Below are 16,330 nucleotides of genomic sequence, written 5' to 3'. Positions count from 1 at the left end.
TAAAAAACCCTTAATTTAGCCCGAATCAAAAAGATTCGGGTTTTTTATGCAAAAGAAAGAAGAAGCATATAATGGATTTTGGAAGAAAGCGGGGTGCTTTCTTTCGCTAATTGCCATTTTTACTATAATAGCAAGTATCGGATATGCACTTTACGTGTTTTTCATTCGTCAAATTTTGTATTGATAGAATCACTTCAACATCAAAAACTTCAACTTATATTTGCACGCTGAAATTGGTAAACGGATTTCGGTAGCCAGAAATCTGAATTCTTAAATCTAACATCTCATCATGAAAGCCGGTATTGTAGGATTGCCCAATGTAGGAAAGTCGACCTTGTTCAATTGTTTGTCCAATGCGAAAGCACAAAGTGCCAACTTCCCGTTCTGTACCATTGAACCCAATATTGGAGTGGTCAATGTTCCCGATACCCGCATAGAAAAGTTGGAAGAGCTGGTCAATCCAGAACGCGTTATTCCAGCAACAGTTGAAATTGTAGATATTGCCGGCTTGGTAAAGGGTGCCAGTAAAGGAGAAGGATTAGGAAATCAATTTCTGGGAAATATTCGAGAAACCGATGCCATTCTCCATGTGCTTCGTTGTTTTGATAATGACAATGTTGTTCATGTCGATGGCTCCATAGACCCAATACGGGACAAAGAGACCATCGATATGGAGTTGCAGTTGAAAGATTTAGAGAGCGTAGAAAAGAAATTGGACAAAGTAAAACGAGCAGCAAGGACAGGAAACAAAGAGGCCCAGAAGGAAGAAGCCGTCCTTTCCATATTAAAGGATGGACTGGAGGCGGGTACCTCTGTGCGTGCAATTTCAGTGAGCGATGACGACCGAATCGAATATGTAAAACCGTTGCAGTTGATTACGGACAAACCCGTAATGTATGTTTGCAATGTGGATGAAGAGGCGGCTGTTGATGGTAACACGTATGTAGAAAAAGTAAAACAAGCCGTGGCCAAAGAAAATGCTGAAGTTATTTATCTGGCTGTTGGCACAGAAGCTGATATTACCGAATTGGAAACCTATGAAGAACGCCAAATGTTTTTGGAAGATTTAGGTCTATCCGAGCCAGGTTCAGCCAAATTGATTCGGGGAGCATACAAGTTATTGGATTTGGAAACCTACTTTACGGCAGGAGTCAAAGAAGTTAGGGCTTGGACCATTCCTGTAGGCGCTACGGCGCCCCAAGCCGCGGGTGTTATCCATACTGATTTTGAGAAAGGATTTATCCGTGCAGAGGTAATCAGTTATGATGATTACATTAATTACGGAAGTGAATCCAAAGTAAAAGAGGCAGGGAAAATGCGGGTGGAAGGCAAGGAATATGTGGTCAAGGACGGCGATGTTATGCATTTTAGGTTCAATGTATAATTTTTAATGGCAATACCGTATTCTATCAACAGCTTTTGTTGATTACTTTCTGCGCCGCACACTTCTAGTTTTGTTGCTAAATTTTATATTAGCGAGGATTAACCCTTAATTAATGGCAGATACCAAGTATACCGAGGATAATATTCGTTCCCTGGACTGGAAGGAGCATATTCGCATGCGTCCAGGAATGTATATTGGTAAATTGGGAGACGGTTCCTCTGCAGATGATGGTATTTATATCCTTTTAAAAGAAGTAATCGACAACTGCATCGATGAGTTTGTTATGGGTGCGGGTAAGACCATTGAGATTGCTATTAAAGAAAATACAGTTCATGTTCGTGATTATGGCAGGGGCATTCCTTTGGGAAAAGTAGTGGATGTAGTTTCCAAGATGAACACTGGGGGAAGTACGATACCCGGGCATTTAAAAAATCTGTTGGACTCAATGGTGTGGGTACAAAAGCGGTAAATGCGCTTTCCAACTTTTTTAAAGTGGAATCCGTAAGGGACGGACAATTAAAGACCGCTGAATTTAACGAAGGTAACCTAATGCATGAAGAATTGATGGATTCTTCAAAACGCCGCGGTACCAAAGTCAGTTTTGTTCCTGATGAGTCCATCTTCAAAAAATACAAATACCGAAATGAGTATGTGGAGCGCATGCTCAAAAATTACGTATATCTCAATCCAGGCCTGACCATTATTTTCAATGGTGAAAAATTTCATTCGGAAAACGGATTAAAAGACCTGCTAGAGGAAAATAACAACCAGGAAGATTTTTTGTATCCCATAATCCATTTAAAGGGTAATGATATTGAAGTTGCCCTTACCCATAGCAGAACACAGTACAGTGAAGAATATCATTCTTTTGTAAACGGACAGCATACTACGCAAGGAGGAACCCATCAGGCAGCATTTCGGGAAGCTTTGGTAAGAACCATTCGCGAACATTATGGGAAAAACTATGATGCTTCCGATATTCGGAAATCAATTATTTCTGCCATAGCCATAAAGGTCATGGAGCCGGTTTTCGAAAGTCAGACAAAGACAAAATTGGGCTCAACGGATATGGGCGGTGATTTGCCTACCGTTCGGACTTACATCAATGACTTTATTGGCAAGTATCTAGATAATTTTTTACATAAAAATCCAGATACCAAAGACGCAATCCAGAAAAAGATTGTGCAGGCGGAAAAAGAACGCAAGGAGCTTTCTGGAATTCGAAAACTTGCAAGAGATCGCGCCAAAAAAGCTAGTCTACATAATAAAAAACTTCGGGATTGTAGGGTTCACCTTCAAGATATGAAGAAGGATAGGCGGTTGGAGTCCACACTGTTTATTACCGAGGGTGATTCTGCATCTGGATCCATTACCAAATCTCGTGATGTAAATACCCAAGCTGTTTTTAGTCTTCGAGGAAAACCATTGAATTCCTATGGAATGTCCAAAAAGATTGTTTACGAGAATGAAGAATTCAACCTGCTACAGGCTGCACTCAACATAGAGGATTCCATGGAGGATTTGCGTTATAACAATATTGTAATTGCCACGGATGCCGATGTGGATGGAATGCATATACGATTACTATTGATTACCTTCTTTCTACAGTTTTTTCCTGAATTGATAAAAGAGAACCACCTCTATATCTTACAGACTCCGCTTTTTAGGGTGCGCAATAAAAAAGAGACCATTTATTGCTATAGCGAAGATGAAAGGCGAGATGCCATACAGAAGCTCACGGGCAAACCTGAAATAACACGATTTAAAGGTTTGGGTGAAATTTCCCCAGATGAGTTTAAGCACTTCATAGGAGATGATATTCGTTTGGAACCAGTAATGCTGGATAAGGCCATGAGTATCGATAATCTATTGAAGTTCTACATGGGTAAAAATACACCGGATCGCCAAGAGTTTATAATAAACAACCTTAAAGTAGAACTTGATTTAGTTGAGGAAAATTAATTGTAAACCAGATAAATGTATGTTTTCTAAATGAATGAAAATGAAGAACTGAACGATGAAGGGTTAGAAAACCAACAGGTCTCCCAGGATACATTGACCAAGGTAACGGGAATGTACAAGGACTGGTTTTTGGACTACGCATCCTACGTTATTTTGGAACGAGCTGTTCCAGCTATAGAAGATGGTTTTAAACCAGTTCAGCGCCGGATAATGCACTCCTTAAAAGAACTGGACGACGGTCGTTACAATAAAGTTGCCAATGTAGTTGGGCATACCATGCAATATCATCCCCATGGTGATGCGAGTATTGCCGATGCCATGGTCCAAATAGGGCAGAAGGATCTTCTTATCGATACGCAAGGGAACTGGGGCAATATCCTTACTGGCGACAGTGCGGCAGCATCACGATACATTGAAGCTCGGCTCTCAAAATTTGCGCTGGACGTCGTGTACAGTCCCAAGATTACGGATTGGCAATTGTCTTATGATGGTAGAAAAAAAGAACCTATAAATCTTCCGGTTAAATTCCCGCTTTTATTGGCACAAGGTGCGGAAGGTATTGCTGTAGGTTTGTCTACCAAAGTGCTGTCTCATAATTTTAACGAACTTATCGAGGCTTCCATAAAACATCTCAAAGGGCAGCGCTTTCAATTATTTCCAGATTTTCCAACCGCTGGGATCATTGATGTTACCAATTATAATGAGGGTATGCGCGGCGGAAAGATTCGTGTTCGCGCCAAAATTTCTACGTTTGATAAAAATACCTTGGTCATCAATGAGATACCTTATGGAACCAACACATCTTCCTTGATTGATTCCATCCTCAAGGCCAATGACAAGGGGAAAATCAAAATAAAAAAGATTGAAGACAACACAGCAGCGGAGGTTGAAATTCTAGTGCACCTGCCGAGCGGAATTTCTCCGGATAAGACCATAGATGCATTATATGCCTTTACAGCCTGCGAATCTTCCATTTCACCATTGGGCTGTATTATTGAAGATAATAAACCTTTGTTTATCGGGGTTAAGGAAATGTTGATCCGTTCCACGGATTATACGGTGGAACTATTGAAGGCTGAGCTTGAGATACAGCTTAGAGAGCTGGAAGAGCAGTGGCATTTTGCGTCGTTGGAGCGTATTTTTATCGAAAACAGAATTTATCGGGATATTGAAGAAGAGGAAACATGGGAAGGAGTAATTGCAGCTATAGACAAAGGCTTAAAACCCTTTACAAAAAATCTGAAAAGAGCGGTAACGGAAGATGATATTGTTCGCTTGACCGAAATTCGTATCAAGCGTATCTCTAAATTTGACTTAGAAAAAGCACAACAACTCCTTGATAGTTTGGATGAGCGTATTGCCCAGACCAAACATCATTTGGAACACTTGGTGGAGTATGCTATTGACTATTTCAAAGAACTCAAGAAGAAATACGGAAAAGGGCGAGAACGCAAATCGGAAATAAAGGTATTTGATGATATTGAGGCAACAAAAGTCGTCATCAGAAATACCAAACTATACGTAAATCGGGAAGAAGGCTTTATAGGTACTTCGCTTAGGAGAGACGAATATGTCACAGATTGTAGTGACATTGATGACATCGTTGTTTTTACCAAGAAAGGCGAGATGATGGTTACGAAGGTGGACTCAAAAACGTTTATTGGGAAGAATATCATCCATGTAGCGGTCTTTAAGAAAAAAGATAATCGGACTATCTATAATATGGTCTATAAAGATGGCAGGGGAGGTCCCAGCTACATCAAAAGATTCAATGTCACCAGTATAACCAGAGATAAAATGTACAACTTGGCCGGAGGCAAAACAACGGCCGAAGTATTATATTTTTCGGCAAACCCTAATGGCGAAGCTGAAGTTATTACTGTAATGCTAAGACAGTCTGGCAGTATTAAAAAGTTAAAATGGGATTTGGATTTTGCAGATTTATTGATAAAGGGAAGAGCATCCAAAGGAAATCTGGTCACCAAATATCCCGTTAAACGAATTGAACTGAAAGAGAAAGGGGTGTCAACGCTAAAACCACGAAAAATATGGTTCGATGATATTGTAGGCCGCTTGAATGTTGATGGGAGAGGAGAGCTTCTAGGTGACTTTAAAGGAGAGGATTTACTGTTGATAATCGACCAAAAGGGAAAAGTAAAGACGATATCACCTGAGTTGTTGACGCGATTTAACGACGATATGATCGTATTGGAAAAATGGAATCCAAAAAAACCAATTTCCATAGTTCATTATGAAGGTGAAAAAGAACGCTATTACATCAAGCGTTTTTTAATCGAGAATCCGAATAAAGAAGAACAGGTCATTTCTGAACATCCTAAATCCTTTTTAGAGTTGGTTTCTACAGACTGGCGACCGGTGATTGAAATTGAATTCCCAAAACCAAAGGGGAAAGAAGCCAAGCCTAATCAAGAGGTGGATGTAGAGAATTTTATAAGTATTAAAGGAATAAAGGCAATAGGAAATCAATTGACAAGTGAGAAAGTCAAAAACATTAACGTTTTGGAATCGCTACCATTCGAAGAGCCAGAAACACAGTTAACCAATGACATAGAGGTAGTTGATGAAGAGTCCATAGGCTTTACCGATGATAGTATAGAATCAAAAGATGAAGGTTCTGATCAAACAACTTTGTTTTAGTGCATTTTTCTACCTAATTTACCGTCTAAGTATTATACACGCTAACCCATTACTTAATATTTTTTTATGGATTTCACCAACCCGTTAGTTTACGGAGTTCCCGTTTTTATTGCCTTTATCCTGTTTGAACTTACTTATAGCAAAACTCATGGTGATGACCATTTGTACAATTGGAAAGATTTGGCCGCAAGTGGTTTTATGGGAATTGGCTCTGCTATTCTTGGCCCTTTGTTTAAGGTTATCTTTGCTATTGTCCTTTTTGAAGGGGTTTATGAGCTCTGTAATCCCATGGTAGATGGAGTACGGAGCAACTTTCTGGGTTATGAATCTTTCGGGTATGCGTGGTATGTTTGGATTTTATGTCAGTTAGCGGATGATTTCACGTACTATTGGTTTCATAGGGCCAATCATGAAATACGGGTTCTGTGGGCCGCACATATTGTCCATCATTCTTCGGATAATTTTAATTTAGGTACCGCGGTACGAAACGGTTGGTTCACTATTTTGTACAAGCCATTGTTTTATATGTGGATGACGGCAATTGGATTTCCACCAGAAATGGTAGTGGTCTGTCTTGGTATCGAAGCTTTATGGCAATTTCAATTACATTCCGTATACGTTCCCAAACTTGGCTTTTTGGAAAAGATTTTCAATACCCACACCATGCACCAGGTTCACCATGCTCAAAATGTAGAGTATTTGGACAAAAACCATGGCGGGTTTTTGAATATTTTTGATAAAGTATTCGGGACTTGGAAAGAGCTGGACGATGATATTGATGTAAAGTATGGTGTAATTCATTCGCCTGAATCTTATAACCCTGTTGTGATACTCACCCACGAGTTTAAAGATATTTGGAACGACATGAAGAAATCCAAAAAACTATCCCATAAACTTATGTATGTCTTTGGACCTCCAGGATGGAGCCATGATGGCAGTACACTTACTGTGAAACAACAGCAAAAATTGCATTACGAGCATAAAAAACTACATCCCAAACTTTCTTTTAACCGTCCTAATTAAGTTTCAACTTTAAAATTAATCAGTAGGTTAAGATTGACTTTAATCAGTGGTGGGTAGGGAGTTTATAAATTACTTTTTACCTAACCAAAAGCTATACAAAAGATTATGCGTGTATAGCTTAATGAATTATAGAAGTCTTCATAGAAGGAATTACTCTTCCGCGGTGGCTTCTTTTACTTTATTCTTTTTCATCCTCAAATCAAAGAACTCCACCATTATGGAAAATGCTATGGTGAAGTAAAGATATCCTTTGGGAATGGCTCCTATTTCATTGTCAAAAACTACAAGATGGGATAGATGCGCTGCTTCGGTAATAAGCATAAAACCAATCAATATAAGAAAGGATAGCCCGAGTACTTGTACAGATGGATGCCTATTGACAAATTCGCCAACAGGATTGGCGAACAACATCATTATAACAACCGATATGACCACTGCAGTAATCATCAATATCAAGGCGTCCGTTGGGTTGGGGGAAATACCATTGGTCATCCCAATGGCGGTCAAGATGGAATCAAAAGAAAAAACGATGTTGATTATCGTTATCTGAACAATTGCATTGGCCAACGAATTTGACCGCGATTTGGTCACTTCTCGCTCGTCATGCCCTTTATCCTCAATTTTTTCTCGAATCTCTTTAGTACTCTTATAAAGTAAAAAGAGTCCACCGGCGAATAAAATAACTGCTTGCCAACTCAACCCACCCGTTATCCAAGACTCATCAAGAATAAGAAAAGGCTTTTTCATTTTGGTCAGCCAAGTAATTCCAAATAAGAGTATAATTCGCATCCCCATTGCCAAAAACAATCCAAGGTTAGTGGCTTTTTTCCTATCCTTCTTTTCAAGTTTTCCAGCGGCAATGGAAATAAATATAATATTATCTATTCCTAGAATGATTTCTAAAAAGGTCAAGGTCAACAATGCCATCCAGGCATCGGGACTGGTGAAAATCTCAAACATGGTCAGTTAATTTTAAATGCGGTCCCCTTAAACTTGCGTTTATCGTTAACGGCGTTATATTCAAATGTATAGGAAGAATCTGAAGTAGTCAATATTTTTATGTGAATCGATTTTTCTTCAGCTTTGTTTTTTGGATTCTTGTTTTTAAGAATGTATTCGCACTCATTTATCCATCTAACCGAAGAAGTGTCCTGTTTTCCTTCAAAATAATCGATTTCCGTATCTAGGGTTCTAAAAAAGGTGGTTTCCTTTTCCTCTCCATCAATATTACTTTTAAAAGAAAATTCCCCTGTTTTAAAATCGCTACAATTACGCTGTGGAGGAGCACTACATGAAAAAAATACAATTAGGCCCAAAAAACAAAATACCCTTTTTATCATGTATGCAAAGAAAGTGTAAAGAACTGAAAATTGACAGCTAGTGCTAATCATTTTTTACCTCATATGATTCAAAAGTGCCATCTGTATAGAATATTACAATTTTTGAAGGGGTAGCGTCTTTTGTTTTGTTTGTTGATATGGGAAAGACTTCTTTGGGCAGTTGCTTGTTATACTGCAAAGCTTCCTTTTGGATAGGGGAAATGTTTTCATCTTTTTGAACAGCGGGAAAAGTGCCCTTACCATTGAGCAACCAATATAGGTTTACCTCAGGATAGGTTTTAATCACTTTCAAAATAAAATCCAAACTTGGTTTATTTCTTCCGTTGAGCAAATGGGAAATACTGGAACGCTGTACGCCAATACTGTCGGCAAATGTGGAAACCGCAAGCTCGTAATGGTCGATTATTATTTTAATGCGTTCTGTAATCTCCTTGCTCACAAATGTAAACGATTTAGGCGGTAAAGATATTGATTATTGAATCCAAAACGAAAATAATTAACCTAAATACTTATTAAATATTTAAATAAAAATATCATATAATATATTTTAATTATTTGACTTTAAAATATTTAAGTATTATTAGAAAGTACGACCCAAAAATGATTTACATTTGTGAAAATAAATACATTACCGAGTACAATTTGTAAATTATCGAATACAGAGATTGTTTACAAATGTAATTTATAGTTGGTTTACTTTTGTAAATCTACTAATATACATGACTTCATGGTGAACCATTTTACCTACAAAGAAAAATCAATCAAAGGCCGATATGTTACTCAAGAAATGCTCATGGAAACATGGCTGCCTACATTGGATACTTCACTAATCAAAGAAGAAGGACTTTCTCAAATGGGCAGCACTATTTTTTCGATTACCCTTGGCACTGGTAAAAGAAAAGTATTACTATGGTCGCAAATGCATGGAAACGAATCTACCACTACGAAGGCTGTATTGGATATGGTCAATTTTCTACAGTCCGATGAAGTTCTGGCAAAGTCAATCTTGAACAATTGCACCTTATTGATTATTCCAATCCTTAATCCCGATGGTGCCAAACTTTACACACGTGCAAATGCAAATGGAACAGATTTGAACCGTGATGCCAAGGAACTATCTCAACCGGAGAGTAAGGTCTTAAGAAAAGTGTTCGAAGCATATAGGCCGGCATATTGCTTTAATTTACATGACCAGCGTACTCTTTTTAGTGCAGGCAAATCAAGACATCCAGCTACCGTATCTTTTTTAGCTCCTGCCAGCAATCCAGAACGTGATATTACACCTGCTAGGGAAATTTCCATGAAAATTATTGTTGCAATGGCAAAGCATTTAAATCAATACATTCCCTATCAAATAGGAAGATATGATGATGGATTTAACGAAAACTGTGTTGGAGATACGTTTCAGATGCAACAAGTCCCTACTATTTTGTTTGAAGCAGGGCATTACCCGAAGGACTACGAAAGAGAGAAAACCAGGGCGTTTATTTTTCAATCACTTCTAAGAGGGTTGGAAGTAATTTCCAAAAATGAAATAGATGATTTTAAAACATCGGATTATTTTGAAATTCCAGAGAACGAAAAGCTTTTTTATGATATCATAGTAAAAAATGCACATACACTTAATCCAAGCCTGAATGAAAATGAAGTTCTAGGAATTACATATAAAGAAGTTTTGAATGAAAACAGCATTTTATTTCAACCAGAAATAGTTTTTGTGGGATCGCAGGAAGGATTTTTTGGTCATGAAAGCTTTGATTGTAGCAAACGTGATGATTTTCAGACGATATCTTCCCGACAAGAAGTTTTGGATTTGATTCTTTCAGTAAAAAAATAAGTACTATAATAGCTTGATTTCTTACGTTTTGTTTAAAAAAAGCACATTTTCTTTACATATAATTTCTTAATTAACTAATTTTGTTGAAAATTTTGATAGAATGAGTAAAGTAAAATTAGACGAAATAGATCATCAGATATTAGATATGTTGATTGACAATACCAGAACCCCGTTCACGGATATTGCCAAAAAGCTTTTGATTTCTGCAGGTACAGTACATGTTAGGGTAAAGAAGATGGAAGAATCTGGAATCATAAAAGGTTCTTCGCTTACCTTGGATTATGTTAAGTTGGGATATTCATTTATAGCTTATGTGGGCATCTTTCTAGAGAAAACCCATCAAACAAAATTTGTACTGGAACGTCTTAACCAGATTCCATACGTTACCGTTGCACACATTACTACAGGTAAATTCAATATCTTCTGCAAAATACGGGCAAAGGATACTACACATGCAAAAAATATTATCTTTAAAATTGATGATATCGATGGCATTAGTAGAACCGAAACCATGATTTCTTTAGAAGAGAGCATTAACGATAAAAAACGTTTGATGCATACTATTTTTAATGAACTGTAACCAGTTTCTTTTAGTATGCTAAGTTCAGATTTGCCAATTTCTGAATACGATTCGTATTACCATAGTTATATCCAAGCTCTGGGAGACGCCCCTCTAATGGACGAAATTGAAGACGGGCAATCGAAATTTTTATCTTTTGTAAACGATATCGCTGAGGATAAACTTCACTATGCGTATGCAGAAGGGAAATGGACTGTATCCGAGGTTTTGATGCATATTGTTGATACAGAGCGCATATTTCAGTATAGGGCATTACGCTTTGCAAGAAATGATGGTACTCCTTTGGCAGGTTTTGACCAGAACGATTTTGTTCCGGAATCCAACGCTATGGCCAAATCAAGGGAAGAAATATTGACTGAATATGCTGCCGTGAGGGCTGCAACAATAGCCTTGTTCAAATCTTTTGATGAGGCATTGCTCAAAAGGATGGGTATGGCAAGTGGGTCACAAATGAGTGTGCGTGCGATGGGTTTTATTATATGTGGCCATCAGGCACATCATCTAAAAGTGATTCGCAACCGTTATTTATAAAAGTAATGTTCTAGTATAGGCCGTCAGTATCTAAATCGGAGTCCAGTTCTAGCTCTGGGTTTTCAAATTCCTCTTTTTCAGAATCGAGTACGGCTTCAGGCTTTGTATCTTTTTCCAGTTCCTTTTCCATATTTTCTTCAAAATTGGCAATGAAATTGGAAAGACTTTTACTGATTTTCACCAAATATATGGTGTCTTCGGTTCGTACTTCAACTGCCTCTATAATTTCACCATTAGGTTTTTTGAGGGTTATGATATCATCATCTCCATAACCATAGGGATAGGTATCTATTAAGACTGCAGCCGTTTTGCGGTCAAGTTTTTTGTAATCGATTAGGATTCGTTTCATGCTAAGAATATTTTTTGGTTTGTTATCCTAAGCTATGAATTTTTAGAAGTCGCTTTCGCAAAGAGTTGTAAAAGATAAATAATAGTATATGTAGCGGTTATTCTTTGTAGTAAGCAAAAGCTTTTTGAAAAATATCCTCAGGCACCTTGACATCTGTAATGGCTGTTCCAATAGTTTGGAGCAATACAAAGTTGACCTCTCCATGCGAATTTTTCTTATCGTACTTTAAAAGTTCGAGAACGGCCTTAATATCCTCTTGATTAAAATCCACTTTATCAAAATATTGCAGAAAAACTTCCTTGATTTCTTGTAACGATAATTTTGATAGTCCCTTAAGTTCATGGGAAAGATAACCCTCTAAGATCATCCCTATGGCAATAGCTTCACCATGTAGCAGTGCTTCCTTATCAGGGTGCTCCAAAAAATAAGATTCAATGGCATGCCCCAAAGTATGCCCGAAATTTAAGATTTTACGGATACCCTGTTCAGTTGGATCTTGGAGGACCACCTCATTTTTAAGGGCAATGGATTTCATGATACAGTTTGCCTCAGCGAAATTGCCACCGTGTACTAAGTTTTTCCAGTACTCGGCATCTTTTATAAGACCATGCTTCAACATTTCGGCATACCCGCTTTTTAACTGTCTGTCTTCAAGCGTATTCAAAAATTTTGGAAATACCAGTACCATTTGGGGCTGATTGATAACCCCAATTTGATTTTTTAATGGGCCAAGGTCTACCCCGGTTTTTCCACCAACGGAAGCATCTACCATAGACAGTAGGGTAGTAGGGATATTGATGAATTTTATGCCCCTTTTAAAGGTTGAGGCCACAAAACCGCCCAAATCGGTAAGGACGCCCCCACCAAGGTTGATCAAAAGGCTTTGCCTATCCCCATCCTCATTGGACAATGCTTCCCAAAGCTTCAAACATGTTGCTATGGTCTTGTTTGCCTCCCCAGATTGGATTTCAAGAATGGCATCTATAGGGTGTGCCAATATTGTTTCAAAAAAAGATAAACAGTGTGCTTTGGTGTTTTCATCCACCAAAACAAATATTTTGGAGTAATTTTTTGTGGCAATATGTTGTCTTAGAGCAGCTTCCGCCAGCTCATTCAAATGTACCTCGTAAGAATGTGATTTAATAGACTCCATAATGCGATTTGTAGTGCAAAATAATGACTATTTTATTGATAGTGTTATTGGTTCACTACTTATATTTGAATCTTTAATATTTTGATAAAAATGCATCCTGATTTTGAGAATACCGCAATAGCGTTTCAGTTAAAAACAGACTCCCAATTGGAACGTGCTTATTTCTTGTTCAAACTTATTGGCAATGAACCCCTCGTAAGGATTGGAACTGCTGTGACCAATTTTGCAATCAAAGCTCATTTACCAGTTGAAGGTTTGATAAGGGCAACAGTCTTCGACCATTTTTGTGGTGGTGTCAATGAGAATGATTGCCTTCCCATTATAGATAAAATGTACGAAAAGGGAGTTTATTCCATTTTGGACTATTCGGTGGAAGGAAAGGAAATTGAAAATCAATTGGACTTTACTTTGGACAAGGTATTGGAAGTACTGGACTTTGTTAAAAAGAAAGAGGCTATCCCTTTTGCCGTATTTAAACCTACTGGCTTTGGACGCTTTGAATTATATGCCAAAGTAAGTGCCAAAAAAGAGTTGACCCAGGATGAATCTGCCGAATGGCAACGAATTGTAGACAGGTACGACAAAGTTTGTAAAAAGGCACACGACCTCAATGTGGCACTTTTGATAGATGCCGAAGAAAGTTGGATGCAAGATGCTGCAGATGCCATTGTCCTGGAAATGATGCGAAAGTACAATAAAGAGAAAGCAGTAGTTTTTAATACGGTCCAAATGTACCGCTGGGACCGTATGGACTACTTGAAGGACTTGAACAATACCGCCGCATTGGAAAACTTTAATATTGGACTAAAAGTGGTTCGCGGTGCTTACATGGAAAAGGAAAACGAGCGTGCCAAAGAGCACGGTTATAAAAGTCCCATTTGTGAATCCAAGCAAGCAACCGACGATAATTTTGACAATGGCGTATCCTTTATAATGGAAAATTTAGAACGGATTTCCATTTTTGCGGGTACTCATAATGAAGCAAGCAGCTTGAAATTGGTAGACTTGATGAAGAAACGCAACTTGGATAATGCAGATTCAAATATCTGGTTCGGTCAGCTTTACGGCATGAGCGATCATATCACATATAATCTCACTGCTGCTGGATATAACGCTGCCAAATATGTGCCATATGGACCTGTAAAAGATGTGATGCCCTATTTAATACGAAGGGCGGAGGAGAATACTTCTGTAGCCGGGCAAACTACAAGGGAGCTTTCGCTGTTGCATAAAGAAAAGAAAAGAAGAAAACTAGATATTTAAATTGATTGTGTAAACGTTTTAATAAATTCACTACAAAAATTTCATTTAGCTTTCTCAAGGGTTTCAATACGTACTTGTTGATTGCAGCTTTTTGCTTCTAAAATCCAATCCTCTTCATCAACTTCATACTCAATAAAATAAGTCTTACAAGGTTTGGACTTTGTATCGCTTTTCCCAAAATCAATATCCCCATCCGTTAAAAATGATCGTATCAACAGCGAATCTTTTGCTGTTTTCCCAATAGACCCTGAAAAAACCAAAGGCTTGGAGCGCATATCTTTTAAAACCCTACAATTGGGAAAATAACAGAAATCAATGCCACTTTCACCGGATTTTTTCTTTAGGAAGAACACAAGAAACACGATTCCAATGGATAGTCCAACAAGATACCATCCCAAGCGTTTTAAGAATGCCATACAGTTTTAGAAAATAAGAAAGTTAATATCATTATAGGTGAGTCCAAACCAATCCCCAACCGATTTATTTGTCAAAATACCGTGGTACATATAAAGTCCATTACGAAGTCCTTTATCAAAACGCAATGAATGTTCCAGGCCACCATCTTCGCCAATCTTTAAGAGGTAAGGTGTAAAAATATTACTGATTGAGATGGTAGATGTCCTAGGGTATCTGGCAGGAATATTAGGTACTCCATAGTGAATGACGTCAAACTTTTCTACAGTCGGCTTATCGTGACTCGTAATTTCGGAAGTTTCAAAACACCCGCCCATATCAATGCTCACATCTATGATTACAGCACCCTTTTTCATATGTTCCACCATGGTACTGGAGACTACGATAGGAGAGCGGTCCTGACCTCTGGTAGCACCAATGGCAACATCGCAACGTTTCAAGGATTTCAATAGATTTTTTGGCTGGATGGTAGAGGTGTAGACCGTTTGGTTAAGGTTGGTCTGAATATTGCGCAATTTTGTAATAGAGTTATCGAATATTTTAATATTTGCCCCAAGCCCCAAAGCGGAACGCGCCGCAAATTCGCCCACTGTTCCGGCCCCAATGATAACAACTTCCACGGGGGGTACACCGCTGATATTACCGAACATTAACCCGTTTCCTTTATTGGTCGTGGCCATCAGTTCCGATGCAATCAAGATAGAGGAAATTCCCGCAATTTCACTCAGAGAACGCACGGCAGGGTATTTACCATCTTCATCTCTGATATATTCAAAAGCTATGGCGGTAAGCCGCTTTTTGGCCATCGCCTCAAAGTATGATTTTGTCTGAGTTTTGATTTGTAAAGCAGAGATAATAATGGTCTGCGGATTGAGCAAATCAATTTCCGATAGGGTAGGAGGCTCTACTTTCAGCACCAAGGGACACGAAAACACTTTTTTGGTATCCCTACTGATTTCTGCTCCAGCATTGGTATAATCCGTATCCGAAAAATTGGCACCATCCCCGGCACCAGATTCTATAAGTACCCGATGCCCATGCGCAGTAATGGCATTAACGGCATCTGGAGTTAGACATATACGCTTTTCCTGATACTGGTTCTCTTTGGGAATGCCTATAAAAAGTTCTCCTTTTTGCTTAAGCAGTTCTAAAGTTTCCTCTTGGGGCAGTAATTGTTGTTTGCTAAATGGAGAGGACGGTTGACTCATAGGATGTACATCTGAATATTACGCTAAAACGTAATTAAACAAATTTACATATTTTTTGAAAGGGTCTTTTGGCTTTTTTCCAGCTTTTCGCGCTCCTTGCGTAGTTCCTCTTTTTCTTTAAGGATTTGGAGTTCGGTATCCATAGCCTTTAAATCGATACCATGAACATATTTATCTACCAATTTTACTCTAATAAAATAAACTATAGGTATTACGACCATACTTACAGCAATAACGTACAAAATCTCATTCTCGTCTGCTTTCTGAGAATTTTCGGTTGTTACCGTATATAGTTGAAAACTATACATTGAAATCGGAATCAAAATAGCGTGATACCACCACTGTTTGCAGGTAACAAACCAAATGATTAATAAAATCAAAGGAATAAGCTTAATCAAATAGAACCAAACTGCAGTGCGTGCATCTCCAAATCCATTTGAGGTGATTTCAAATAACACAAAATTTAAGGATTCTGTATCATTTGGCATATACTTATAAGAATAGAATAAGACAGGGGATAGAGCTATAAACAAGGTAATTAGCCCTTCTATTATAAATCTTTTTCTTGCCTTTTTTTTATCGCGCATATTGTATTAACTAAAGATGCCTGATTTTATTGCATGAAAAA

At 38.1% G+C, this 16,330-nt stretch carries 15 protein-coding genes and 1 pseudogene; 8 read left to right on the top strand and 8 right to left on the bottom strand.

Annotated features, from left to right (window positions below; genetic code table 11):
* Window positions 1–289: 289 nt before the first annotated feature.
* The 4 genes and pseudogenes from ychF (at window position 290) to LV716_RS17015 (ending at window position 7,027) form a co-directional block, all read left to right on the top strand.
* Window positions 290–1,384: a redox-regulated ATPase YchF gene (ychF, locus tag LV716_RS17030; RefSeq protein ID WP_163418975.1), complete on the top strand. Its 1,095-nt coding sequence runs from the start codon at window positions 290–292 to the stop codon at window positions 1,382–1,384.
* 112 nt (window positions 1,385–1,496) lie between these two features.
* A pseudogene (locus LV716_RS17025) lies at window positions 1,497–3,346 on the top strand (DNA topoisomerase IV subunit B).
* A 30-nt stretch (window positions 3,347–3,376) separates the two neighbouring features.
* Window positions 3,377–6,004 (top strand): DNA gyrase/topoisomerase IV subunit A, encoded by a 2,628-nt coding sequence (locus LV716_RS17020; RefSeq protein ID WP_163418973.1) that lies wholly within the window; start codon window positions 3,377–3,379, stop codon window positions 6,002–6,004.
* A gap of 66 nt (window positions 6,005–6,070) precedes the next feature.
* Complete coding sequence (locus LV716_RS17015; protein ID WP_163418972.1) at window positions 6,071–7,027, top strand: sterol desaturase family protein; 957 nt, start codon at window positions 6,071–6,073, stop codon at window positions 7,025–7,027.
* Window positions 7,028–7,177: 150 nt separating this feature from the next.
* On the opposite strand, the gene LV716_RS17010 is transcribed toward LV716_RS17015, so the two are convergent.
* From LV716_RS17010 to LV716_RS17000, 3 genes are all read right to left on the bottom strand, one after another.
* Entirely contained in the window at window positions 7,178–7,987 is an 810-nt protein-coding gene (locus LV716_RS17010) for a TerC family protein (protein ID WP_163418971.1), read from the bottom strand.
* Between the two features lie 2 nt (window positions 7,988–7,989).
* Entirely contained in the window at window positions 7,990–8,343 is a 354-nt protein-coding gene (locus tag LV716_RS17005) for a DNA topoisomerase IV (RefSeq protein ID WP_370637439.1), read from the bottom strand.
* A 67-nt stretch (window positions 8,344–8,410) separates the two neighbouring features.
* Entirely contained in the window at window positions 8,411–8,806 is a 396-nt protein-coding gene (locus LV716_RS17000) for a helix-turn-helix transcriptional regulator (RefSeq protein WP_163418969.1), read from the bottom strand.
* 288 nt (window positions 8,807–9,094) lie between these two features.
* Here LV716_RS17000 and LV716_RS16995 point away from each other — a divergent pair, with 288 nt between their 5' ends.
* The 3 genes from LV716_RS16995 (at window position 9,095) to LV716_RS16985 (ending at window position 11,315) form a co-directional block, all read left to right on the top strand.
* Complete coding sequence (locus tag LV716_RS16995) at window positions 9,095–10,204, top strand: M14 metallopeptidase family protein (protein WP_163418968.1); 1,110 nt, start codon at window positions 9,095–9,097, stop codon at window positions 10,202–10,204.
* 100 nt (window positions 10,205–10,304) lie between these two features.
* The gene (locus LV716_RS16990) at window positions 10,305–10,784 is read left to right on the top strand and encodes an Lrp/AsnC family transcriptional regulator (RefSeq protein WP_055392737.1); all 480 of its coding nucleotides are present in this window, start codon (window positions 10,305–10,307) and stop codon (window positions 10,782–10,784) included.
* Window positions 10,785–10,799: 15 nt separating this feature from the next.
* Window positions 10,800–11,315: a DinB family protein gene (locus LV716_RS16985; protein WP_163418967.1), complete on the top strand. Its 516-nt coding sequence runs from the start codon at window positions 10,800–10,802 to the stop codon at window positions 11,313–11,315.
* A gap of 10 nt (window positions 11,316–11,325) precedes the next feature.
* Here LV716_RS16985 and LV716_RS16980 read toward each other — a convergent pair whose 3' ends face one another.
* Window positions 11,326–11,664, bottom strand: a complete 339-nt coding sequence (locus LV716_RS16980) for a hypothetical protein (protein WP_163418966.1) — start codon at window positions 11,662–11,664, stop codon at window positions 11,326–11,328.
* Window positions 11,665–11,761: 97 nt separating this feature from the next.
* Window positions 11,762–12,817, bottom strand: a complete 1,056-nt coding sequence (aroB, locus tag LV716_RS16975; RefSeq protein WP_163418965.1) for a 3-dehydroquinate synthase — start codon at window positions 12,815–12,817, stop codon at window positions 11,762–11,764.
* A 90-nt stretch (window positions 12,818–12,907) separates the two neighbouring features.
* On the opposite strand from aroB, the gene LV716_RS16970 reads away from it, so the two are divergent.
* Window positions 12,908–14,080 carry a proline dehydrogenase family protein gene (locus LV716_RS16970; protein WP_163418964.1) on the top strand — a complete coding sequence of 391 codons (1,173 nt, stop codon included), beginning with the start codon at window positions 12,908–12,910 and terminating at the stop codon, window positions 14,078–14,080.
* A 41-nt stretch (window positions 14,081–14,121) separates the two neighbouring features.
* Here LV716_RS16970 and LV716_RS16965 read toward each other — a convergent pair whose 3' ends face one another.
* From LV716_RS16965 to LV716_RS16955, 3 genes are read right to left on the bottom strand one after another with little or no spacing between them, the layout of a single operon-like run.
* Complete coding sequence (locus LV716_RS16965) at window positions 14,122–14,496, bottom strand: DUF4258 domain-containing protein (RefSeq protein ID WP_163418963.1); 375 nt, start codon at window positions 14,494–14,496, stop codon at window positions 14,122–14,124.
* 6 nt (window positions 14,497–14,502) lie between these two features.
* Window positions 14,503–15,702 carry an alanine dehydrogenase gene (locus tag LV716_RS16960; protein WP_163418962.1) on the bottom strand — a complete coding sequence of 400 codons (1,200 nt, stop codon included), beginning with the start codon at window positions 15,700–15,702 and terminating at the stop codon, window positions 14,503–14,505.
* Between the two features lie 44 nt (window positions 15,703–15,746).
* Window positions 15,747–16,289 (bottom strand): hypothetical protein, encoded by a 543-nt coding sequence (locus LV716_RS16955; protein WP_163418961.1) that lies wholly within the window; start codon window positions 16,287–16,289, stop codon window positions 15,747–15,749.
* Window positions 16,290–16,330: the final 41 nt, after the last annotated feature.

The sequence above is a fragment of the Flagellimonas sp. HMM57 genome (genome assembly GCF_021390175.1).
GTDB lineage: Bacteria > Bacteroidota > Bacteroidia > Flavobacteriales > Flavobacteriaceae > Flagellimonas.
This window is presented reverse-complemented; position numbering and strand designations above follow the sequence as displayed.